Origin of the sequence: Streptomyces sp. NPDC046215, from assembly GCF_040646215.1 — a bacterium.
Lineage (GTDB): Bacteria > Actinomycetota > Actinomycetes > Streptomycetales > Streptomycetaceae > Streptomyces > Streptomyces stramineus.
In genome coordinates this window covers 1-23,932 of record NZ_JBEYZW010000101.1, presented here as the reverse complement: position 1 = coordinate 23,932, position 23,932 = coordinate 1, and the positions used below count along the sequence as shown (strand labels likewise).

The following is a 23,932-nucleotide window of genomic DNA, read 5'->3' as shown; positions in this document are numbered from 1 at the left end:
GGGTGGGTCTGTCCCCATACCCGCGTTTCTTCTTTAAACCCCCCCGCGGGCTTCCCCCCCCCCGCGCCCGCAGGGCGCCCGCCGCCGCAGGCGGCAAAACGGACCTGCAGCCGAAAAGCAGTCGTCGACCAAGAAGCCGCCCGCACGGGCAAATGGCCGGATCACGCCCGTGTGGTCCCCCGGATGCCGGGCAGACGATGCGCACCCCCCCACGGGGTGCGGTTCCGGCGGCTGCCTGCGTTTCCCCCTCCCTGCGCGGGCGGCCGCCGCCCGTGTCCCGCCGAAAGGGCACACGGTGAGGCGTCCCACACGGGGGCGGGGGTTCAGGGCGGGCGCGGTCGGATAGCCTGACGCCGGATCTCTTGACACCGAGAGAGATCCCCACAAATGGGCAGGGACACCCAACCCCAGTTCGCAGCAGGAGATCGCCATGACCCGCACTCCCGTCAATGTCACCGTTACCGGCGCGGCCGGGCAGATCGGCTACGCGCTGCTCTTCCGCATCGCCTCCGGTCACCTCCTCGGCGCCGACGTGCCGGTCAAGCTGCGGCTGCTGGAGATCCCGCAGGGCCTGAAGGCCGCCGAGGGCACCGCCATGGAGCTCGACGACTGCGCCTTCCCGCTGCTCCAGGGCATCGAGATCACCGACGACCCGAACGTCGGCTTCGACGGCGCGAACGTCGCCCTCCTCGTCGGCGCCCGCCCCCGCACCAAGGGCATGGAGCGCGGTGACCTCCTGGAGGCCAACGGCGGCATCTTCAAGCCCCAGGGCAAGGCCATCAACGACCACGCCGCGGACGACATCAAGGTCCTCGTCGTGGGCAACCCGGCCAACACCAACGCCCTCATCGCCCAGGCCGCCGCGCCGGACGTCCCGGCCGAGCGCTTCACCGCGATGACCCGCCTGGACCACAACCGCGCGCTGTCGCAGCTGTCGAAGAAGACGGGCGTCCCGGTCTCCGAGATCAAGAAGCTCACGATCTGGGGCAACCACTCCGCCACGCAGTACCCCGACATCTTCCACGCCGAGGTCGCCGGCAAGAACGCCGCCGAGGTCGTGAACGACGAGAAGTGGCTGGCCGACACGTTCATCCCGACCGTCGCCAAGCGCGGCGCCGCGATCATCGAGGCCCGTGGCGCGTCCTCGGCCGCCTCCGCCGCCAACGCCGCGATCGACCACGTCCACACCTGGGTCAACGGCACCGCCGCCGGTGACTGGACCTCGATGGGCATCCCGTCCGACGGCTCCTACGGCGTGGCCGAGGGGATCATCTCCTCCTTCCCGGTCACCTGCAAGGACGGCAAGTACGAGATCGTCCAGGGCCTGGACGTCAACGACTTCTCCCGCTCGCGCATCGACGCGTCGGTGCAGGAGCTCGTCGAGGAGCGCGACGCCGTGCGCGCCCTCGGCCTGATCTGATCCGATAGCGAACCAGGTACACACGAAGGGCCTCCCGGCAGCGATCGCTGCCGGGAGGCCCTTCGTGTGCGGGCCGCAACGGGTCATGCTGGCGGTGGTCGCCTGTCATGGACCGCCATCGGCGGCGGCAGCAAGGGGACAGGCATGAGCGCTACGGCGAATATGACCTGAACAGCCACTTGGATGAGAAGAATGAGATTAGTCCCCACAAGCAGGAGCGGCCAGACAGGGAGCAACAGCAGGCCCGCCACCAGCGCTCTGAAATCCTGTGAGCCCATCTTCTTGCGCATGAGCCCGGCGACCAGGGTGATGATGAGGGAGGGTAGCCCGATCACCACCAGCATGCCGACTCCGACGCCGAAGTAGTAGCGCATGGACTCCGCGAAGGACTCATGCTCGAAGGTAGTTGACACCGGTTTCAGCGGTCGTGGCCCTGTGGCCGCTATGAGCAACCAGCCCAGAGCGAAGACGAGGATGTACGAGGCGGTACATCGGCCGATGCGGCGTATGCACTGACCCGGCTCGCGATAGGTAGTCACCGTGGCCATCATCGGCAACCTTCGACACAGCGGCCGTCGGTCCATGAGCGATCGATTTTAGGCGAGTTCAGCCCAGGAATTCGCAGAGGCACGGAATCGAGGCCGCTTGTGTGGGCCATATTGTCCTGGGCGATCACTCTAGGTTCCCCGTTGCGGGGGTACTGGACGACCTCCATGTCGGGGTAGGCATCGCCGCTTCGCCCGACGCTGACTGACGACTTTCCTGCCTTGATCGAGACATTACCGTCTACCGCGAAGAGAGGGAAAAGGCTTTGCACGCCATGAACGCCCAGCCGGACTTCATCCGCAGAAGAAGTGCCTATGTTGAGCACGTTGTTGCCTCCCAACGTGTCGCTGGAACGAGCGTTGAGCATGATCTTGTTTGCTGGGATCATCTTTGACGGGTTTGCATGGCGCCCAAATCTCGCCATCATGTAGCCCTCGTTACCGGGAGGGGTGTGGGACGGGGCAACGGTGAAAGAAACCTGTCCGGTTGCTGTGTCCCAAAAGAGCACCATGCGGTAGGGCTCATCTGGATCCTCCGAAAAGCTCCGGTCATCGCCGAGAAGGTTGCCGAGCATGGCCATGCGAGTGTGGATGAAGAATCTCATCATGATGATTCCCCGGTCCTGGCCCCGGCCCACATTGAACAGCGCCCGCTGTGCTCCGGCCGGCTTGGCTCCGAATCCCGACCGGTAGACCCCGTGGTAGGAACTACTGCTTCCTCTGTTACGGGGTGACCAATGCGGGTTGGACACTCTTGACTCGCCCCAGGCGACGTTCGCGTCGCTGCCGCAACCTCCCGGGCACCCGTGCGCCGGGGTGTACCCATAGCACGGTCCCTCAGTGCCGCACCCGCCGGGAATGAGGCCGGTGGGATCGGAGGATGTGGCGGGGTTGTTGCTCGCGTAGGTGTAGCCATTGGACTGCTGTGGGTCGGCCAGATCCATGACTGGGTCAACGCTGATGAAGCGGCCGTTGGCCGGGTCGTATTCCCGGGCACCCAGGTGGGTCAGGCCGGTGCCGCTGTCGCGGGTGCCGCCGACGAAGCCCTTGTCGCCGGCCCACGCGGTGGGTTGGGTTCCACGAGGACTGCCGAAAGGCGTGGTCTTGCGTCGGGTGACGGTCTGGTCCGTGGCGTCCACCTGACTGGTCGAGGTGCCATGGTGATCGGAGAGCATGAACGTCAGGCGTCCGCCCGTGCGCATGGCAATCGTTCTGCTGCCACTGCTGTAGTAGCGAGTACCGACCACCGATCCTGCCTTGGTGAGCTGCAGTTCGGTGCCGTTGGGCAGGTACAGGGTGACTCCGGTGGAGTCCTTGCGGAGCAACCGGGCGCCGTCGGTGTCGTAGACGTACTTGGTCGAACCGGTGCCCTGGGTGACCGATGCCAGGTGACCCTCGGGGTCCCAGTCCAGCCTCTGTTCGGCAGCCGCTCCCGACTTCCGCGTGACGGTGTTGCCCGACTGATCGTAGGTGTACGTTTCGCCGGTCTTGCCGCCCGGTCCGTCCTGGCTCACCGAGGGCAGGTTGTGCTTGCCGGCGGTAGGCGAGGCGTAGGTGCGGGTGATGTCGCCGGCGGGACCGGACGGCGTCCTGTGCTGAGTCTCGGCCTTGCGGTTGCCGACGACGTCATAGCTGTAGGACGTCCAGTAGGCCTCGGGGCCGCCGACCGTCGAGGCCGAAGGACCGGACCCACACTTGTCGGTCGCCGTCCAGGCTTCGGTGACCCGCCGAAGGGCGTCGGTGCTGAAGCACTGGGTGTCGACGCTACGGCCGGTGTCCTGGCCGTAGGCGGTGGCGATGGAGGTGACATTGCCGCCGGCGTCGTAGTCGTAACGGGTGTCGTCGATGCGTTGCGGCGCCGTGTCACGGTCGGTGATGGCACGGGTGACGGCGCTCGTGTGCTCGTCGTACTCGTAGCTGTTGTACAGGTGCTCGCCGAACTCGCCGTACTCCTCCCTGGCAGTACGCCCGTAATGGTCGTACGAAATTGCGGATACGAGGGTGTCGGTGCCTGCGGCCAGCGCTACGGGTAGACCGGCGTTGTAGGTGTAGCCGGGCGTCAGGTCCTCTTGAGGGAGCCCGCCGGCAGCCGGCAGGCGGGACCACTTGATCTGGCCGGTGTGGTAGTAGGCCGTGACCCATTTGTAGGTGCCGGAGAGTGCGCCTTCCGAGGCGGGAATGGTGATCTCGGACAGTGACGGCTTGTACAGGGCGTTGTACGCGGTGGTCCTGCTGACGTACGCGGCACCGTCCACATAGCGCGTGGCGCTCGCGGGCTGGCCTTTGCCGTCGGCGGCCGTGTCATAGGTCCACTCGGCCAGCTTCGTCGCGCCCTTGGACAACGCGGTCCGGCGCCCGAGAATGTCGTAGTCGGTATGCAGCGTGGTCCCGCGGGCGTCCTTTACGTCCGTCACGCGCCCGCTTCTGTCGTACGTCGTGTCCACGCCTCCCTTGTCCGGGTCCTCGACACGAATCTTGCGACCACGGAAGTCGTATGTGTAGTTCCAGGAAGCGCCTGACGGGTCGGTCACCTGGGCCAAGCGCCCCTGTTTGTCATAGTCGTACGTCGTGGACTGTGACTTCTGGCGGTCGGCGTCGGTGTACTGCTTCAGCTCCACTGTGTGCCCGCGGGCGTCGACGACGGTAGTGGCCGCCGTGCCCCCCTTGGGCGGGATGACAGTGGTCGTGTCACCGGTGTAGACGGTAGTCGTCCGCTTGGTCTCGTCCCCGAATTTGCGGTCGATCGTGGCTGTTGGCCGACCCGCGCCGTCGAAGACCGTGTCGGTCGAGGCGGGGTAGGTGGTTTCCTTGCCGGTCACCAGGGCCGGCTCGGCCTTGCCATCCGTGTAGTACGTACCCGAGTTGCGCCATGCCTGGCCCCGGCTGTCGTAGAAGGTCTCGGTGACGAGTCGGCCGGCGTCATCAGGTGACGGCACCTGGGTTTCACGTGCCCGCAGGAGGCCGTCGTAGAAGGCGTAGGAGACCTGATAGACGTTGTTGTGGTTCAGCGCCTTGGTGGTGACGACGTTCGGCCCGTCGTTGCGGACCAGGTACTCGAAGGCATGACTGGGCGAGTCCTCGTTCCCCGCCTGTGGGCGGCCGGGGGCCCAGATCTTGGCCACCCGGCCGAGCGGGTCGTAGACGGTGCTGGTCTCGCGCGCGTTTGCGTCGATTACCCGAAGGGGCTGGCCGCGCAGACCGTCGAGGGTCGTGGACATCTGATGGCCGAGCGGGTTGGTCACCACGGCCTTGGTCGCGACCTCGCCCACGCTGGGCGAGTACTCCGTGGTCGTGGTCCTCCCGTTGGCGTCACTCGCTGCCAGTATGCGGCCGTAAGCGTCGTAACAGAGTCTGTCCTTCGAGGCCCCGCAGATGCTGGGCGTGCTGCCGACGGTGTCGTAACCATCGCCCTTGCCGTTGATCTGATCAGTCCTGGTCGCATCCCCCCTTATCGGTGCGGCGGTGAGGCTCGGGTCCCCGTCGAAGTATGTACGGATGTCGTCGATCACGTCACGGGGGCGTTCGGCGCTGGTGCCACAGGGCACCGCGAGGGTCTCCGCGCGCGCGATCTTGCTGAGCAGCCACGTGGCCGTATTGCGGGCGTACGTAGTGGTGGTGCACTTTTCGTCGCCGGTCCTGGAGGTGTCTCCGAGATCGGAGACCTGAGAGACCATGCCGTGGCTGTCGAAGGTCCGGGAGAGCGAGGTCTTGCGCTCGCCCTTCGAGGTGGAGATGCGGGTCTGCTCCTCCTTGACCCCGTTGTGGTACGCCTCCAGGTCGGGGAGCCCGGAGCGGGTACGGGTGGCGGTGATCTCCGAACGCCAGGGGGTGGAGGACGTGGTGGAGACGAGGGCACCGCCATCGCCGTCGTAGGTGGCTTGCTCGCGGCTCATGCCGGCGAATTGCGGCCGGTCCGTGACCGCCTCCCCAGCGGAGTTCTTCACCTCCTTGCCGTCGATACCGCGAAAGTAGCGGCTCTCCGTGAATGTCCTGCCGGTGCCGGTGCCGGTGCCGGTGCCGGTGCGGGCCTGGACTCGGCCGTAGCCGCGGGCGATCGAGAACGCGCGATCGGAGGCCTTCGCCAGCTCGTCCGTGCTCTTGGCCCAGGCCGCGCCGTCGAGGTAGGCGTACTCCGTGACCTTGTCCGGGGATTCGGCGAGATTATCGCCCTCCAGGACCCGCGTGGCGACGTAGGAGTTGAACCAGTCCTGCTTGGCGGTCTCGCCCTCGTAGGCCCACTTCACGGGGTAGCAACGGGTGGTGTTCGTCCCGTCCGCCGGGGGCAGTTTGCTCGCGGTGCAGTCGGGGTCGGAGTAGTCGACGGCTATGGTCGCGCCAGCCTCAGTGGTGATCTGGTACAGCCGGAGGCGTACGAAGGGGGCCAGCCCGTCACCGAGCTTGTCGACCCGGTTCGGCCTCTGCACCCCCGCGAACGTCACCGGGGGCATGCTTCGGCTGCCGCCCGCTTTGCCGGTACGAGTGATGGACTTCAGCCACATCGGGGTGGAAACACCGTCACCTGAGGGCGGAAAATTCTGCTCCAGGGACCAGGAGTCGACATCCTTGTGGGAGCCGCCGGTGAGGACCTTGGTGGTGATGGTGGCGAGCCGCTTGCGGGTCCAGAAGGTCGGCGAATACTTGTCCTTGCACTCGGTGTCGCCGTCCTTGCAGTACTGGTCATAGGGGACGTCGGGCCAGTGCGTGGCGTTCTTCTCGTCGAAGGTGCCGCAATTGTCGAGGCAGCGCTCATCGACATCGAATTGCACTTGGCCCATGGGCTTGGCCGTATAGACGGAGTCGGCGCGCAATCCATAGTCGATGCGGTCCAGCCAGCCACCGCGGACGTATGAGGTCGGGGTGGCCTTGCCGGTGGTCTCGGGGACGTTGCGCCCGTAGTTGTTCGACTCGGACTTCCAGTGGAGTGCCATCGCGTTGGCGTGAGGGTCCACTACGTAGTCCAGTTGCCAGCGCCATGCCTGTCGGCACCAGGCGTCGGCGAAGGTGGTCTTGTAGCACGGCTCGCCGGATTGGTTTCCGAAGATGGGCACGGTCCAAGCCGAGTTGGTCTCCGGAGTGGAGGAATCCTTCCAGCCCGGCAGCCGGTTCAGACCAAAGAAGTACTGCGTTCCGTCGGTCGTGGTGACCTTCCAGTGCTCGCCGTTGTCGTCGCCGTTGTCGGTGCCGGTGAGCTTCTCCACCTTCTCGCCGGAGTCGGTGGCTGGATGCCACCCCTTGTCCTTGTCGTGCACGAGCTCGGTGGTTCGGCCACCCAGGGACATGGTGGCATTGTCGTTGTACCAGCAGAGGTCGCCGACCTTGGTCTTGTTGGTGCCGCCGTCCTTGTCGTCATTGCACGGCTTGTAACGGCGTTCGATGAACCCTGGCTCCCACGACCAGCCGTCCCCTATCCAGCTCGGCTGCGTGTTGGACGCCGCGGTGCGTCCGTCCACGCTCTGTGAGGAGTACCCGAGGGCGATGGTGGGCTGAAGGCCGCCCGGAACGGCCGGAACGGCTATGGGGTAGCTCCAGTTGAACGCACCGGAAGAGCCCCCCGCACTCCACGAGCCCGACGCTTCGAGCGGTGTGGCCTTGAAGTCGCCGGAGGAGCCCTTGGCGTCCGCGGTGGCCGCCAGCACCGTGGCTCCGGCCGCGGCGACGCCACGCACCTCGGCACCCGAGGCCCGAGCCTCCGGCCCCACCTCGGCAGTGAGCGTTCCGGGCCTGGTGTCGTTGGCCGTGACGAGCTGTTTGCGTGACCGGCACTCGGACTTCTCCGGTGATGTCAGCGCGCAGGCTGGCAGTTGTACGAGGCGGAGTCGGGAAGCCCAGTCGCCTCCGTAGGCGCCGCGGAACGACGAGTAATCCACCTGGACCTGTACGGGCTTCGTCCCGGACGCGCTGTCGGTCCGTGCCAGCGAGAGCAGAAGCCCCTCGACCCCCGCTTTGCGGGTAGCGGCCCGGTCGGCGACCGCGATCTTGAGCTTTATGGGGTCCGCTGCCGCGGAGTAGTGGTCCGGCTCGGCGGGAGCGACGCTCACCGGTAGTGATCCGGCGCGTTTCGGGCCTGCGGCGTGCAGTGGTGGCCGACCGCCATTTTCCTGGGGCTTTGCGACCCCGCTGGAAGGGGAATTGCCGGTTCCGAAATTAAGTATGACGTCGGCGTTACCGGCCGAGGGCCACGACGTTTTCGGGGGTTTCCAGTTCCCGGCTGCCGCGTCCGGGCGCTTGGACCCCCCTACGGAAACACGTTTGACCGGCACCGATTTTGGCTGTTTTGCCGAGGGTAAGCTCGGTCTGGAACTTTTCGACGTCGCGTCCACCGCCTCTGCCGGCAGCGACGCCATGAGCGCTGTAACGGCCACGGTGATCGTTAACCAGCGCATGCCGGTATGACTCACGCCCCACCCCTTGCGTATTCCTGAAAATGACCGGCGCACAGTAACAGGATCACCGAGGGGTGGTCAGCCTTGATGTCAACAAATCGACCCGCTGTGCGTTGCGTTTCCTGACGTTTTGTTCATGGATGTATCGGCTACTTTTGGTCGCCTGGGTGGCATGCCCATGAAAATGGCTGAAAGGGCATCCAATGCCGTGTGTGCTGTGCGCATAGAGTCGCCGCAGCATTTTCCCCTCCAAGAAAGGGACATATGGTGCCCATGATGACGCACCGAAGGCTATTTGCGAGACGGCGAAGAAACAGCTTCGTTGCGTTCTCGGTGGCCGGTGGGATCGCCTTGCAGGGGGTTGTCGTGCCCTTCGCCGCCGCAGCACCGCCCTCGGCTCACGAGTCCGGCACTTCCAGTCCCGCCGAGGCTGACGACGGCTCGGTCAGTGACGAGGACAAGGCTCTCCAGGAGGCGAAAACCACCGGAAAGCCTGCCGAACTGGTCTCGGCCCGTTCCGATTCCTCCGACACTTGGGCCAACCCTGACGGCACCTTCTCGGTGAAGCGTTACGGCGCACCGGTGCGCTTGTGGCGCACAGGTGGCTGGGTGCCGACCGATCCGAGTCTCGTCTTCGCCGGCGACGGTACGGTCGTGCCGAAGGCGTCCAATGTCGCGGTCTCCTTCTCCGGCGGCGGCAGCGGGCCGATGCTGTCCGGGGTCAAGGACGGCCGCACACTCACACTCTCCTGGCCCGCTGCCCTCCCCAAACCGACCCTTGCCGCGAACGTTGCCACGTACGGGGAGATCCTGCCGGGAGTCGATCTGCAGCTGAAGGCTGAGGTCGAGGGCTTTTCCCAACTCATCGTGGTCAAGAATGCCGAGGCCGCCCGGAATCCCCGACTGGCCGCCCTGAAGTTCAAGATGGACACGGTAGGGCTCTCGGTGTCCACGGACTCCGAGACGGGCAGCCTCGCGGCCGTCAACCCGGCAGGGCAGACCGTCTTCACCAGCCCGACCCCGCTGATGTGGGACTCCTCCTCGACCGGTGCCCCCGTCCGGAATGGGCTGTCGCGACCTATGGCCGCCGTCGGCGGAGACTCGGGGGATCCCTTCGAGCCGGCGCCGGGTTCCAAGGACGCGCAGATGCCCACCAGCGTCAGTGGGGACACTCTGCACATCACCCCTGACCAGAAGCTGCTGACCGGCTCCGACACCACATATCCCGTCTACATCGACCCGTCATGGGCCTGGGGGCAGCGCGAGAACTGGGCCCGCGTGTACCGAAAGTATCCTGACAGTTCCTTCTGGAATTCGAAGGAAGTTGCCCGGGTCGGCTACGAGAACGAGACCTATGGTTTGTCGCGATCCTTCTTCCAGCTGAACACGAGCGACATCAAAGGCGCGCAAATTCTGGACGCGACATTTCGGATCAAGAATGTCTGGTCCTGGTCCTGCAATGCCCGTCCGGTCGAGTTGTGGCACGCAGGTCCTATATCTAGTAGGACGACGTGGAACCGCCAGCCCGCGAAGATTTCCAAGCTGGACACGGTCAATGATGCCAAGGGGTGGCGGGGTAGCAACGACTGCCCGGCCGGAAACCTGGAGTTCAATGCCAAGAGCAAGGTGCAGGACGCAGCGGCAAAGAACTGGTCCAGCATTACCCTGGGCATGTACGCCTCGGATGAGAGCGATACCTTCGGCTGGAAGAAGTTCGACGCCAAGACAGCCACGCTGGAGGTGAAGTACAACCACCCGCCCAGCACTCCGGGGAGTCTGGGCACCAACCCCCGCACCTCGTGCGACAAGGGCGGCTACCTGGGAAACGCGCAGCTCAGTCTGTACGCCACGGTGGATGACCCGGACGCCGGAAATCTGACCGCTCAATTCCAGGTGTTCAAGGCCGGAGCCACGACCCCGGTACTGGACGAGTCGCGCAGCGCGGCCAAGGGACGGTCGGTCACCCTCCCCCTTCCGGATGCGAAGATTCCGTCCGGTGACTATCAATGGAAGGTCCGTGCCAAGGACGCCGACGGCGCGACCTCAGCATGGAGCGTCATCTGCAAGTTCTCCGTGGACCGGGCCCGGCCGTCCAGCCCGCCGAAGATCGATTCCCAGGAGTTCCCGCCGGGTGACAACGGCTGGCCTGCCAAGACCGGAAAGGCTCGTACCTCGGGTCGCTTTACCCTGTCGCCGAACGGGGTGAGCGATGTGACGCAGTACGGCTGGTACACAGACTACGACCCGTCCGTGAAGTACACCGACCCGCAGGCCATGGCGATTTCGCCGCTCTCCGTCAAACCGCCGGGCTATGGACCGCACTTCATCTACGCATTCAGTATCGATAAGGCCAGGAACAGGTCCGACACGGCAACGTATGTCTACTACGCAGGCCGCTCCTCGGAGCGCGACGGCCCGAACGATGTGAACGGTGACATGAACAGTGACATTTGGAGCATCGACTCCAATGGCACGCTGCTCACCTACGCAGGCCAGGGCAATGGGCAGTTCACCTCGGCCACGAACGGCGGACAGTCGTTCGACGGTGCGCAGGTCACCTTCCGTGGCGACTGGGGCGGTGACGGCTACAATGATCTCGTGACGCTGGAGTACGACCAGACGGCCAAGCGGAAACGGCTGTGGGTGTACCCGAACAACGGCTTCGGCACGGCCACCGTCGATTACAGTGACGGCAAGCGTGCCCTGCAAGTGGCCTGCCCAGAGGCAACGTCCGGCGATATGGAGAACCCCGCCGGCTGTGCGGTGGGTGATGACCACTGGCGCGACGCCGACCAGATCATTGCGCCTGGCGACATCAACGGTGACGGGAAGCCCGACCTTCTGGTCAAGGAGGGCAAGCTGCTGTGGGCGTACTACGGCGATCGCGTATCGAAATCCCTGGACAGGGTCCAGGCTCCCGTGCTGGTCGGAGGTGTCGACTGGGACAAGTACACCGTCGTCGCCCCCGGTGACATCAACGGGGACGGCATCGCCGACCTCTGGCTGCGGGACAAGGCCAACGGTGACATCTTCCGTTCCCACGGCAAGGAAGGGGAGCGGAAGGGCATCCTCAACCCGGCCACTTGGGGCACGATCAGCCGAGTGAAGATCGGCTACGGCGTGAATGCCGACGATTACCCGGAGATCGGGTCTTCCGGGGACGTGAACGGCGACGGCGTCCCGGACCTGTGGAGCCGGAGGGCCGACAACACCGTGGTTGGCTGGTTCGGGAAGAAGACGGGTGCGGATTTCACCGGCTTCACCGGCAGCGAGTCGATCGACGGGGTGACCGGTGGCTCCCGTATCCCCGCGGGGACGACCCTTGAGGCGGGAAACGCCTTCACCTCCCGGGCTGCCAAATTGACCATGCAGAACGACGGCAACCTCGTCATCACGTCGAATGCCGGCAGGCAACTGTGGTCCACCGGCACCGGCAGCAATCCCGGCGCCAAGGCGATCATGCAGCGTGACGGCGTTTTCAAGGTCTACAAGGCCGACGGCGCCACCGTGTTGTGGGAGAGCAGGGCCGCGGGGGCGGGCGGGTACGCGTTGCTGCAGGACCGGGGCGGACTGGTCCTGTGCAACGTTAAGGGGCAGTCAGTGTGGAGCAGCGGCACGGTGACCCGGCACGATTACAACGGCGACGGACGCAGCGACGTAGCCAACTGGTACGACTTCGCCGACGGCCGGGACGGCATGAACACCTTCTCGGCCACGTCGGACGGTTCCTTCAAGGAGCCTCTCTCATCCTTCTCGTCACCGGCCGGCAACTGGGAGGCTGCAGCCTCCCAGTTCATCACCGGTGACTTCAACGGTGACGGCCGCGGTGATGTGGTCGCGCTGCGCAACTACGGTGACGGCAAAGAGAAGCTGTTCACATTTCTCGGCAAGGCCGACGGAAGTTTCGGTGACCCCTTCGCTTCGTGGGGGAGTTCGTCCGGGTGGTACTTCGAGCGGACGAACATCCAGGCCGGGGACTTCAACGGTGACGGACGGGACGATGTGGCCGTCTGGTACAACGCCAGTGACGGCACCGATCGGCTGTGGACCTTCACCGCCAACTCCCGAGGCGGCTTCAACGACCCCTTCGTCTCGTACGTCGCCCCCGACGGCTGGTGGGACGTGACCCGGATCAAGTTCGTCACGGGGGATTTCAACAGCGACGGTCGCGATGACGTCGGGGCCCTGTACAAGTTCACCGACGGCACGATCAAGATGCACACCTTTGCTGCCGTACCTGGCGGCGGATTCGCCGACCCGGTCATCTCCTGGACCGCCAAGAACGGCGATTGGGGATCATGGGACCGCTACCGGATCCAGGCCGGTGACTTCAATGGAGACGGGCGCGACGACCTCGCCTACTGGTACGACTTCGCCGACGGCCGAGGGGGGTTGCACACCATGCTCAGCGAGGATTCCGTCACGGTGGCCTTCGCCGATCCGGTGAAGTCCTGGGAAACCGCGGCGGGCAAGTTCAGCACACGTCGCATGCATGCCGTGGTCGGTGACTACGACGGGGACGGCCGGGACGACTTTGGCGCCCTGTACGGCGAGATCGACGGCAGCCTGCGCACGTATACCTGGCTCACCAAGCCCGACGGCCGATTCGGTGACGTGGCTTCGGGCTGGAGGACCGGGCGGGACTTCTGGACCTTCGCCAGGTCCCGCGGCATCAACAGTTACACCAGTGACTACTGGACCTTGTAACGGATCAGGCGCGGGCCGGGCCGATGCGAGGCCCGGCCCGGGTGGGGAGGTCCCGCTCGGCGATCCGGCGGGATCTTCTTCCACTGTTGCCCGGCAGGGTGTGTGGGGCACGCGAGGTTTGTCCTCCCCTGTCCGCTTGATTCGGTCACATGCGTGAACGCACGCCCGTACGCGTCGATTTCCGGCCCGTCATTTGCCTCCGGCAGGGGTCTGCGGAGGGGCTTCTGGCTTATTCTGAGTTCTCCGAAAATCCGTCAACTCCTGCCTATTCGCAGGCTAGTTCGACGATCGGGGGACGCATTGTCACCATCCGCTCAGCAGGACTCCCGCACGGAGGCCACCAGGCTGATGTGCGCGGGGACGTACCTGGACATCGAGTTCCGCCGCCGGGTGATCGAGGAACTGGTGGAACACGAGGAAAGACCCATCGCACCCTCGCTCGGCGTCGACGTCGTGCCGGTGCTCACCCACGCGCTCCGCGCCCGCAAACAGGACGCGATGACGGCGCTGTTACTCCTGGTCCTCTGGGGGGCCTTCATCGGCGTGGACTTCGGCACCGCCCCCGAGGGCACGCCGCCGATCTGGTCGGCGCTGTACGCCGTGGTGTGTTTCATCCAGTGGAGCGCCCACGCCGCCGCCGGGCGGGGTGCCGCCGTGTACGTCGTCGACAAACGCACCTTGCGCGAGGCCCTCAAGGGCCAGAAGGCCCCGCTGCGGGCCCTGATCCCGGTGCTTCCGCCGGTGGTCGCCCTGGCCTACTGGATCTTCGTGTTCTACGCGCTCAGCGAGGGCGCCGACAACTGGGTGGCCATCATCTTCCCGCTGGCGCTGGTGCTTCCGGTGTGGCTGCACCGGGCGCGCGTGGCGGCCGTGATGCGGGCCGAGCTCAGCCGGAGCGCCTTCGCCCGGGTGCCCCGCGCCGTGCCCGACACCCGGCACCACCGGCGCATCGCCCAGGCCATCGACCGCGAGCAGTACGCGGGGCTGACGATCTACGACGCGTTCCGGCCCTTCATCGGTATGGGCCGGCCCTACGAGCCCTGGTCGTTCGCCCTCGAACTCAAGCGACGCGACGGGGCGGAGCCCGCCCTCGCCCCCTTCACCGGCCGCACGGTCGTGGAGCTGGTGCGGCCCCGGCTGGAGGCGCTGCGCGAGGCGGCCGCCGCGACCAGCCGGGACCGGCTGAAGGACCTGGAGATCGAGGAGTTCGTCTATCTGCCGGTGGGCCCGCAGCGCCCCCGGATCGACTACGGGGACAGCACGGTCCTGCGCCACCTCGCCGAGTCCGTGGACGAGGGCGGCGAGGCCCGCCGGTACTTCCTGCGGGTGCGCATCGGCGCCTGGGACGAGCAGGTCGTGGTGTCCGTGCTGGTCAGGGTGCACACCCAGGGCGGGATGCTGGTGCTGGAGGTCGTGCCGCACATCCTGACGCCGATCAAGCCGGAGTTCCGGGCGGTCGACGTGATCGCCGCCCGTGGCGAGGACGACCTCCTGCGCGACGGGGTGCGGGCGCTGCTGAGCGGCCCGGCCGCCGGCTTCGCCGCCGCGGTCTCCACGGTCCGGTCGGGCATCTCCGGCTTCCGCACCTGGCTGGCCGACCCGCGGCGCGCGGTGCCGGACGGCCCGGCGGGGTCGGTGCGGGAGATGGCGGGCACCCTGTCGGTCTCGCTGTTCCAGGAGATGGACATCAGCCGCTATGTGAAGACCGTCCAGGACCGGATCGCGAGCGGGGTGCGGGACGCGCTGCGCTCCCAGGGGTTCGAGACGGACCAGTTCGAGCAGCAGATCGTGCAGATCAGCGAAGGCGGCGTCTACATCGGCTCGATGAGCGGCGGCGCGGTCGCCGCGGGCGCCGGCGCACAGGCCAAGAACTCGGCGAAAAGCGGGGGATCATGACGGACGGGAACGCACAGGACAACGGCAACCCACCGCGCAAGAGCGGCGGGGGCATCGTCATCGGCCGGATGACCGGTGGCGCGGCCGCCAGCGGCGAGAAGGCGCGGGCGGAGGACCGCTCGGAGCGCGTCGGCCGGCCCGTGGAGCAGGGCGCGGGGTTAATCCCCGTGCCGGGGCACGCGCCCGGCGAGGGGGGCATCGCCGTCGGGGAGGTCCTGGGCGGGGCGCTCGCCGCGGGCCGGGAGGCCGAGGCGGTGGACGCCTCACGGGAGCTGCTGTCCGTGCCGCCCGGACTGCTGGCGGCCGTGCGGGAGCTGCGCGGGCAGCTGCCGCTGTTCACCCGGGCCGAGGGCGACGGGCTCGACGCGGTCGACGGGGAGCTCGCGGAGCTGGAGGAGGAGGCCGGGCGCACCGGCCGTGCCGAACGCGGCCGCCTGGAGCGGCTGCGGGCCCTGCTGACCGGCGGGACCACCGCGGTCGGGGGACTGGCCTCGGCGTTCGCCGTGGTCCAGGCGATCAGTCAGCTGCTGGCGTGAGGGGGCGCAGATCATGAGCCGCTGGGACGCGGATCTCCAGCAGTGGGTGGACGACGACCCCACGCCCCCGAGAGCGTACGACCCCGACGAGCCGGACGTCCTGCTCGCACCGGTCCCCCCGGACGACCTGCCCGGCGGGCCCTCGCACGCGACGGTCCTGGCCGGGGTCCTGGCCGGGGTGGTGCTGGCGGGCGGCATCGGCGTCGGCGCCTGGGCACTGTTCCAGGACGACGAGGGGGACGGCGGCCGCTCCGGCGGCGGGCAGGCCGGCCCCGGCGTGAGCGCCTGGCCCACCCCGGGCCCGACGGACGACGCGGGCATCGGCGGCTACACGGGCGGCTCGACCTCCACCCCGACGTACCCGCCGACCTACGCCCCCAGCCCGGCGCCCAGCACCTTCGCGGGCACCGGCGCCCCCAACGGCTACGTCACCACACCCGACCCGGCCGGGTTCACCCTGGCCGTGCCCCGGGGGTGGGTGCGCAGCACGGAGGGCGCCTCCGTCTTCTATAAGAAGCCGTTCGGCGAGAGCCTGATCCAGGTCTTCACGCTGAACGGGCCGGAGACCACGCCGTACGAATCCCTGACCGCCACCGAGAAGACCGTCTCCAAGAACAAGGGCTACAGCAAGATCGGGCTGGCCAGAACGAGCGGCAGCGGTGACGCGGCCGAGCTGGAGTACACCTACACGGCGAGCAGCGGCAACGGCCGGCACGTGCGGATCTTCGCCTACACCGCGTCCGACCGCCGGCAGTACGCGCTGCTGGTCGCCGGGCCGTCCGCCGACTGGTCGGCGCACCTGCGGATCTACCGGGAGGTGGTCAGGTCGTTCTGCCCGACCGGCTACTGCGCGGGAACGGGGTGACGGCACTGACTCAGAGTGACTCGCGTCACTCTTTGTGAAGAAAGAGGCATAGGTTTTCGCTTTCTGGTGAGGCGCGTCCCGTTGCCGGGTGAGCTCTGTTCCGTCGGCAACGGGACGTTTCGGATATCGGAAGGCAGAAGAGACATGTCGTCAGTCGAGACCATCCATGTGAACGGGGTGTGGCGTGCCGCCGCGTCCGGCGCGCAGCGGGAGGTCCTCGACCCCGCTGACGCCAAGACGCTGGCCGTGGTGGCCGAGGGCGGCACGGAGGACACCGACGCCGCCGTCGCCGCCGCCCGCGCCGCCTTCGACACCGGCCCCTGGCCCCACACCCCGGTGGCCGAGCGGGCCGCCCTGCTGCGCCGGGTCGCCGACCTGCTGCAGCGCGACCGCGAGACCATCGCCCTGATCGAGAGCCGCGACACCGGCAAGACCGTCGCCGAGGGCGGCATCGACGTCGACTGCGTGACCGACGCCTTCCGCTACTTCGCCGACCTCGTGATCGGCGAGGGCGCCGGCCGCGTCGTAGACGCCGGCTCGGCCACCGTCCACAGCGTCGTCGTCCACGAGCCGGTCGGCGTCTGCGCGCTGATCGCGCCCTGGAACTACCCCCTGCTCCAGGCCAGCTGGAAGGTCGCCCCGGCGCTGGCCGCGGGCAACACCTTCGTGATCAAGCCGAGCGAGGTCACCCCGCTCTCCACCGTCCACCTCGTGCGCCTGCTGGCCGAGGCCGGACTGCCGGACGGCGTCGCCAACCTCGTCACCGGCGCGGGCGACCCCGTCGGCGCCCGGCTCTCCGAGCACCCCGACGTCGATCTCGTCTCCTTCACCGGCGGCCTCTCCAGCGGCATCAAGGTCATGCAGGCCGCCGCGCCGACCGTGAAGAAGGTCGCCCTCGAACTCGGCGGCAAGAACCCCAACGTCGTCTTCGCCGACGCCTGCGCCACCGACGAGGACTTCGACACCGCCGTCGACCAGGCCCTCAACGCGGCCTTCATCCACAGCGGCCAGGTCTGCTCGGCCGGCTCCCGGCTGATCATCGAGGAGTCCGTGCGCGAGCGGTTCGTCACCGAACTCGCCCGCCGCGCCGAGCTGATCAAGCTGGGCCGGGGCACCGAGGAGGGCGTCGAGTGCGGCCCGCTCGTCTCCGCCCAGCAGCTCGACAAGATCGAGGCGTACGTCGCCTCCGCGGTGGCCGAGGGCGCGACCGTGCGCTGCGGCGGCGCCCAGCCCGAGCCGAGCGCGGTCCGGCCCGCCGCCGGCTACTTCTACGCGCCGACCGTCCTCGACGGCTGCCACCGGGAGATGAAGGTCGTTCGGGAGGAGACCTTCGGGCCGATCCTCACCGTCGAGACCTTCCGTACCGAGGACGAGGCCGTCACCCTCGCCAACGACACCGAGTACGGGCTCGCCGGCGCCGTCTGGACCAAGGACGCGGGCCGCGCCCGCCGCGTCGCCGGGCGGCTGCGCCACGGCACCGTCTGGATCAACGACTACCACCCCTACCTGCCGCAGGCGGAGTGGGGCGGCTTCGGCAAGTCCGGAATCGGCCGTGAGCTCGGCCCGGCGGGTCTTGCCGAGTACCGCGAGGCCAAGCACATTTACCAGAACCTCGAGCCGCAGCCGGTGCGCTGGTTCGCAGGCTGAGCCCCGGCACCACCGCACGGCCGACGTCCTTCACACGCGCAGAACCTTCCTGTCCCCGAGGAGTACCCACATGCCCCCCGCAGTTGAGAAGATCACCGCCGACTACGTCGTCGTCGGCGGCGGCACCGCAGGCTCGGTGATCGCCTCCCGGCTCGCCGAGGACCCCGGCACGTCCGTCGTGGTCATCGAAGGCGGCCCCTCCGACATCGACCGCCCCGACGTGCTCACCCTGCGCCGCTGGCTCGGGCTGCTCGGCGGCGACCTGGACTACGACTACCCGACGACCGAGCAGCCGCGCGGCAACTCCCACATCCGGCACAGCCGGGCGCGGGTGCTCGGCGGGTGCTCCTCGCACAACACGCTGATCTCCTTCAAGCCGCTGCCCGGCGACTGGGACGAGTGGGAGACCGCGGGGGCGACGGGCTGGAACGCCGCCTCGATGGACCCCTACTTCGACCAGCTGCGCAACAACATCGTCGCGGTGGACGAGAAGGACCGCAACGCCATCGCCCGGGACTTCGTGGAGGCCGCGCAGGCCGCCCTCGACGTCCCGCGCGTGGAGGGCTTCAACAAGAAGCCCTTCCACGAGGGCGTCGGCTTCTTCGACCTCGCCTACCACCCGGAGAACAACAAGCGCTCCTCCGCCTCCGTCGCCTACCTGCACCCGCACATCGAGGCCGGCGACCGCCCCAACCTCCACCTGATGCTGGAGACCTGGGCCTACCGGCTGGAGCTGGAGGGCGGCCGCGCCACGGGCGTGCGGGTGCGCACCAAGGACGGCCAGGATCTTCTGGTCGAGGCGGCGAACGAGGTCCTGCTGTGCGCGGGCGCGGTGGACACCCCGCGGCTGCTGCTGCACTCCGGCATCGGCCCCAAGGCCGACCTGGAGGCGCTCGGCATCCCCGTCGTCCACGACCTGCCGGGCGTCGGCGAGAACCTCCTGGACCACCCCGAGTCGGTCATCGTGTGGGAGACCGACGGGCCGATCCCCGAGAACTCGGCGATGGACTCCGACGCGGGCCTGTTCGTCCGCCGCGACCCGGCGGCGGGCGGTCCCGACCTGATGTTCCACTTCTACCAGATCCCCTTCACCGACAACCCGGAGCGGCTGGGCTACGAGAAGCCCGAGCACGGGGTGTCGATGACGCCGAACATCCCCAAGCCGCACAGCCGCGGCCGGCTGTACCTCACCAGCGCCGACCCCGAGGTCAAGCCCGCGCTGGACTTCCGCTACTTCACCGACGAGGACGACTACGACGCCCGCACCCTCGTCGACGGAATCAAGATCGCCCGGGAGATAGCCAAGACCGAGCCGCTCGCGGGGTGGCTCAAGCGGGAGGTGTGCCCGGGCCCGGAGATCACCTCCGACGAGGAGATCAGCGAGTACGCCCGCAAGGTCGCCCACACCGTCTACCACCCGGCCGGCACCTGCCGGATGGGCGCGGAGGACGACGAACAGGCCGTGGTGGACCCGCAGCTGCGGATCCGCGGCCTGGACGGCGTGCGGATCGCCGACGCCTCCGTCTTCCCCACGATGCCGGCGGTCAACCCGATGATCGGAGTCCTGATGGTGGGGGAGAAGTGCGCCGCCCTGCTTGCGGCGCGCACGACAGACAGGGGTGATGGCAAGTGAACGGCCCCGGCAATACCGCCGCGACCGCGGCGGCCACCACCGGCACGACCGGTGAGGAGACGCCCGTCTTCTCCGTCCGCAACCTGTGGAAGGTCTTCGGCCCCAAGGCCGACCGCGTCCCCGGCAGCCCGCTCGCGGAGCTGTCGCCGGAAGACCTGCGCGAGCAGACCGGCTGCACCGTCGCCGTCCGCGACGTGTCCTTCGATGTCCGGCAGGGCGAGGTCTTCGTCGTCATGGGCCTCTCCGGCTCCGGCAAGTCCACGCTCGTGCGCTGCCTGACCCGGCTCATCGAGCCCACCTCGGGCGCCATCGCCATCGACGGCGAGGATGTCGTCGGCATGGACCGCGGCCGGCTGCGCGACCTGCGCCGGCACCGCGCCGCCATGGTCTTCCAGCACTTCGGCCTCCTCCCGCACCGCACCGTCCTCGACAACGTCGCCTACGGGCTGGAGATCCAGGGCGTCGGCAAGGCCGAACGTCGCGCCAAGGCCGCCGAGATGGTCGAGAAGGTGGGCCTGGCCGGCCTCGAGGACCGCCGCCCCACCCAGCTCTCCGGCGGCCAGCAGCAGCGCGTCGGCCTCGCCCGCGCCCTCGCCGCCGACCCCGAAGTCCTGCTGTTCGACGAGCCGTTCAGCGCCCTCGACCCGCTGATCCGCCGGGACATGCAGGAGGAGGTCGTCCGCCTGCACCACGACGAGGGCCGCACCATGGTCTTCATCACCCACGACCTCTCCGAGGCGCTGCGCGTCGGCGACCGCATCGCGCTGATGCGCGGCGGCCGCGTCGTCCAGTGCGGCACCCCGGAGGAGATCGTCGGCTCCCCGGCCGACGACTACGTGCGCGACTTCGTCCGCGACGTCCCCCGCGAGCAGGTCCTCACCGTCCGCCGCGCCATGCGCCCGGCCGAAGCGGGCGAGGCCGACGCGGGCTCCGCGCTGGCCCCCACGACGACCGTCGCCGACGCGATCGAGACCGTGGCCCGCACCGGCGGCCCGGCGCGCGTCGTGGACGGCGGACGCTGTCTCGGTGTCGTCGACAGCCAGGGACTGCTCGGCGTCGTGGCCGGGCTGGACCGCGGGAAGGCGGCGGCGTGAACGTTTCCCCCAGCCCTCACACCGGGGGGTGCTCCGCATGAGCGCCACCACCTCGCCCGCCCGCACGTCCGCGCCCGGGGCGAAGAACGCCCCCGCGCCCCGCGCGGCCACCCCGCAGCGCCGGGAAGCCGCCGACACCACCAACGCCCCCGAGACCACCAACGCCTCCGAAGCCGCCGAGGCCCCCGCGCGCACCGGCGCCCTGCGGACCCTGCACGCCCTGTGGGCCCGCCCCGCCGGCCGCAAGCTCCTCCTGCTCGCCGCCGCCGCGGCCGTCCTCGTCCCGCTGGCCGCCGCCGGCTGGGGCAGCGGCACCTGGCCGCAGGCACTGACCGTCGACCTCAGCGGGCCCCTGGGCCGCGCCAGCGACTGGATCATCGACAACCGCGACAGCCACTGGGTGTTCCTCTACTTCTTCGGCCACATCAGCGGCGCGATCATCGCCGCCGTGCAGGCCGTCTACACCGTGCTGCTCGCCCTCGGCTGGGCCGGCGTCACCGCCGGCGCCACCCTGCTCGCCTGGCGCGTGGCCGGGCCGCGGGTCGCCGCCACCGCCCTCGCGTCGTTCGCCGTGTGCGGCCTGCTCGGCATGTGGGTGCCCACCATGCGCACCCTCGCGCTGATGGTCGTGGCCGTCGCCGCGTCCGTCGCCGTCGGCGCGCTGCTCGGCCTCGCGGGCGGCCTGTCGGACCGCGCGTTCCGCGGGATGCGGCCCGTTCTCGACACCATGCAGGCGCTGCCGGCCTTCGCCTACCTGCTGCCCGTCGTGCTGGTCTTCGGCATCGGCGTGGCCCCCGCCGTCCTGGCGACCGTCGTCTACGCGGCCCCGCCCATGGCCCGCCTCACCGCCATGGGCCTGCGCTCCACCGACAAGGGCGTCCTCGAAGCGGTGGACTCCCTCGGTGCCACCGGCCGGCAGCGCCTGCTGACCGCCCGGCTGCCCCTGGCCCGCCGGGAGCTGCTCCTGGGCGTCAACCAGACGATCATGATGGCGCTGTCCATGGCCGTGATCGCCTCCGTGATCGGCGCCGACGGCCTCGGCGACCGCGTCTACCAGGCCCTGTCGACCGTCGACGTCGGCAGCGCGCTGGCCGCGGGCATCCCCATCGTGCTGCTGGCCGTCGTCCTGGACCGGACGACCGCCGCCGCGGGCGCCCGCATGGGCGAAGCGCCCGCCGGCCGCCCCTGGGCGCGCTGGGCGCTCGTCGCCGCGGTCACCGCGGCAGCCGCCGGCGCGGCCCGCCTGCTGGACTCCCGCACCTGGCCCGACGGCTGGACCGTGGCCATCGCCGCGCCGGTCAACGACGCCAAGGACTGGATGGTCGACCACCTCTACTCCGGCGTCCCCGGCATCGGCGGCACCGCCGAGTGGGCCGCCCACTACACCGGCTGGGTCCTCGACCCGCTGCGCGACGGCCTGCTGAGCCTGCCCTGGTGGGGCGCCCTGCTGCTCGTGGCCGCGCTCGCCTGGCTGATCGGCACCTGGCGCACCGCCCTGACCGCCGTCCTCGCGCTCGCCGCGATCGGCGTCCTGGGCCGCTGGGAGATGTCCATGGACACCCTCTCCCAGGTGCTGGCCGCCGTGGCCGTCACCCTCGTCCTCGGCTTCGCGATCGCCGTGCCCGCGGCCCGCAGCCCCCGGGCGGAGCGGCTGCTGCGCCCGGTCCTGGACGTGTTCCAGACCATGCCGCAGTTCGTGTACCTGATCCCCGTCGTCGCCCTGTTCGGCGTCGGCCGGGCCCCGGCCGCCGCGGCGGCGATCGTCTACGCGCTGCCCGCCGTCGTCCGCATCACCAGCCAGGGCCTGCGCCAGGTCAACCCCGGCGCCCTGGAGTCCGCCCGCTCGATGGGCGCCACCAGCGGCCAGCAGCTGCGCCAGGTGCAGTTCCCGCTCGCCCGGCCCGAGCTGCTGCTCGCGGTCAACCAGGCCGTGGTGCTGGTGCTGTCCGTCGTCATCATCGGCGGTCTCGTCGGCGGTGGCGCGCTCGGCTACGAGGTCGTCTTCGGCCTGGCCCAGGGCGACCTGGCCGCCGGTCTGGTCGCGGGTGCCGCGATCGTCTGCCTGGGGCTGATGCTCGACCGCGTCACCCAGCCGACCAAGTCGAAGGAGGAGGTCTGAGATGGCTCGCACAGCGGCTCGCAACGCCCTGATCACCGCGGGCGCCCTCGGCCTGCTCGCCGTCACCGGCTGCGGGGCGGCCGACATGACCAAGCAGTCCTCGCCCTACGCCAACGCCCAGGGCGCCAAGACCGTCACCCTGTCGGTGCAGTCCTGGGTCGGCGCCCGCGCCAACACCGCCGTGGCGAAGTACCTCCTGGAGCACGAGCTCGACTACCGCGTCGACACCGTGCAGGTGGACGAGGTGCCCGCGTGGGACGCGCTCAGCCAGGGCCGGGTCGACGCGATCATGGAGGACTGGGGCCACCCGGACCAGGAGAAGCGGTACGTCGAGGAGAAGAAGACGATCGCGCCCGGCGGAGACCTCGGGGTCACCGGGCACATCGGCTGGTTCGTCCCCAAGTACTTCGCCGACGCCCACCCGGACGTCCTGGACTGGAAGAACCTCAACAAGTACGCGTCCCAGCTGCGCAGCCCCGAGAGCGGCGGCAAGGGCCAGCTGCTCGACGGCTCCCCGTCGTACGTCACCAACGACAAGGCGCTGGTGAAGAACCTGAACCTGGACTACCAGGTCGTCTTCGCCGGTTCGGAAGCCGCGCAGATCACGCAGCTCAGGCAGTTCGCGAAGAAGAAGCAGCCGTTCCTCACCTACTGGTACGAGCCGCAGTGGCTCTTCAACGAGGTGCCGATGGTCGAGGTGAAGCTCCCCGAGCACACCGACGCCTGCGCCGAGAAGGGAGCGGCGGACCCCGCGACCGTCGACTGCGCGTACCCGACGACATCGCTGAAGAAGTTCCTCAACGCGGAGTTCACGCACAAGGGCGGCAAGGCGGCCCGGTTCCTGAAGAACTTCCGGTGGACGAAGGAGCACCAGAACGAGGTCGCGCAGATGATCGCCGAGGAGAAGCTGTCCGCCGACGAGGCGGCGAAGCGGTGGGTGGAGCGGCACCCGGACGTCTGGAAGGCGTGGCTGCCTTAGCCTGCCGTTGCCGCCTGCGGCGGCGAGCGCCCTGCGGGCGCGGGGGGGGGGGGGGGGCGGGGGGGGGGGGGGTGGGCGGACGAGCCGCGCGGGGGGGGGTGGCAGAAG

At 68.7% G+C, this 23,932-nt stretch carries 13 protein-coding genes; 11 read left to right on the top strand and 2 right to left on the bottom strand.

Annotated features, from left to right (window positions below):
• Nucleotides 1–430: 430 nt before the first annotated feature.
• On the top strand, nt 431–1,420 hold the full coding sequence (locus ABZ951_RS29525; RefSeq protein WP_344090506.1) for a malate dehydrogenase: 990 nt from the start codon (nt 431–433) through the stop codon (nt 1,418–1,420).
• Nucleotides 1,421–1,503: 83 nt separating this feature from the next.
• Here ABZ951_RS29525 and ABZ951_RS29520 read toward each other — a convergent pair whose 3' ends face one another.
• A complete protein-coding gene (locus ABZ951_RS29520) occupies nt 1,504–1,959 on the bottom strand; it encodes a hypothetical protein (protein ID WP_344090508.1) in 456 nt (151 codons plus the stop codon).
• 8 nt (nt 1,960–1,967) lie between these two features.
• Complete coding sequence (locus ABZ951_RS29515; RefSeq protein WP_344090510.1) at nt 1,968–8,003, bottom strand: RHS repeat-associated core domain-containing protein; 6,036 nt, start codon at nt 8,001–8,003, stop codon at nt 1,968–1,970.
• 211 nt (nt 8,004–8,214) lie between these two features.
• Between ABZ951_RS29515 and ABZ951_RS29510 the strand changes: the two genes are divergently transcribed.
• The 10 genes from ABZ951_RS29510 to ABZ951_RS29465 all read left to right on the top strand — a co-directional run bounded on the left by ABZ951_RS29510 (nt 8,215) and on the right by ABZ951_RS29465 (nt 23,824).
• The gene (locus ABZ951_RS29510; RefSeq protein ID WP_344090512.1) at nt 8,215–8,358 is read left to right on the top strand and encodes a hypothetical protein; all 144 of its coding nucleotides are present in this window, start codon (nt 8,215–8,217) and stop codon (nt 8,356–8,358) included.
• A gap of 263 nt (nt 8,359–8,621) precedes the next feature.
• Nucleotides 8,622–13,055: an FG-GAP-like repeat-containing protein gene (locus ABZ951_RS29505; protein ID WP_361281142.1), complete on the top strand. Its 4,434-nt coding sequence runs from the start codon at nt 8,622–8,624 to the stop codon at nt 13,053–13,055.
• Between the two features lie 300 nt (nt 13,056–13,355).
• A complete protein-coding gene (locus ABZ951_RS29500; protein ID WP_344090516.1) occupies nt 13,356–14,951 on the top strand; it encodes a hypothetical protein in 1,596 nt (531 codons plus the stop codon).
• Complete coding sequence (locus ABZ951_RS29495; RefSeq protein ID WP_344090518.1) at nt 14,948–15,487, top strand: hypothetical protein; 540 nt, start codon at nt 14,948–14,950, stop codon at nt 15,485–15,487. Before ABZ951_RS29500 ends, ABZ951_RS29495 begins: the two co-directional genes overlap by 4 nt.
• A 13-nt stretch (nt 15,488–15,500) precedes the next feature.
• On the top strand, nt 15,501–16,352 hold the full coding sequence (locus ABZ951_RS29490; protein ID WP_344090520.1) for a hypothetical protein: 852 nt from the start codon (nt 15,501–15,503) through the stop codon (nt 16,350–16,352).
• A gap of 144 nt (nt 16,353–16,496) precedes the next feature.
• Nucleotides 16,497–17,999 (top strand): aldehyde dehydrogenase family protein, encoded by a 1,503-nt coding sequence (locus ABZ951_RS29485; RefSeq protein WP_344090522.1) that lies wholly within the window; start codon nt 16,497–16,499, stop codon nt 17,997–17,999.
• A gap of 70 nt (nt 18,000–18,069) precedes the next feature.
• On the top strand, nt 18,070–19,632 hold the full coding sequence (locus ABZ951_RS29480) for a GMC oxidoreductase (RefSeq protein WP_344090524.1): 1,563 nt from the start codon (nt 18,070–18,072) through the stop codon (nt 19,630–19,632).
• Between the two features lie 83 nt (nt 19,633–19,715).
• Nucleotides 19,716–20,726 carry a glycine betaine/L-proline ABC transporter ATP-binding protein gene (locus ABZ951_RS29475; RefSeq protein ID WP_344090629.1) on the top strand — a complete coding sequence of 337 codons (1,011 nt, stop codon included), beginning with the start codon at nt 19,716–19,718 and terminating at the stop codon, nt 20,724–20,726.
• Nucleotides 20,727–20,763: 37 nt separating this feature from the next.
• On the top strand, nt 20,764–22,845 hold the full coding sequence (locus tag ABZ951_RS29470) for an ABC transporter permease subunit (protein ID WP_344090526.1): 2,082 nt from the start codon (nt 20,764–20,766) through the stop codon (nt 22,843–22,845).
• Nucleotide 22,846: 1 nt separating this feature from the next.
• Nucleotides 22,847–23,824 carry an ABC transporter substrate-binding protein gene (locus tag ABZ951_RS29465; protein WP_344090528.1) on the top strand — a complete coding sequence of 326 codons (978 nt, stop codon included), beginning with the start codon at nt 22,847–22,849 and terminating at the stop codon, nt 23,822–23,824.
• Nucleotides 23,825–23,932 lie beyond the last annotated feature (108 nt).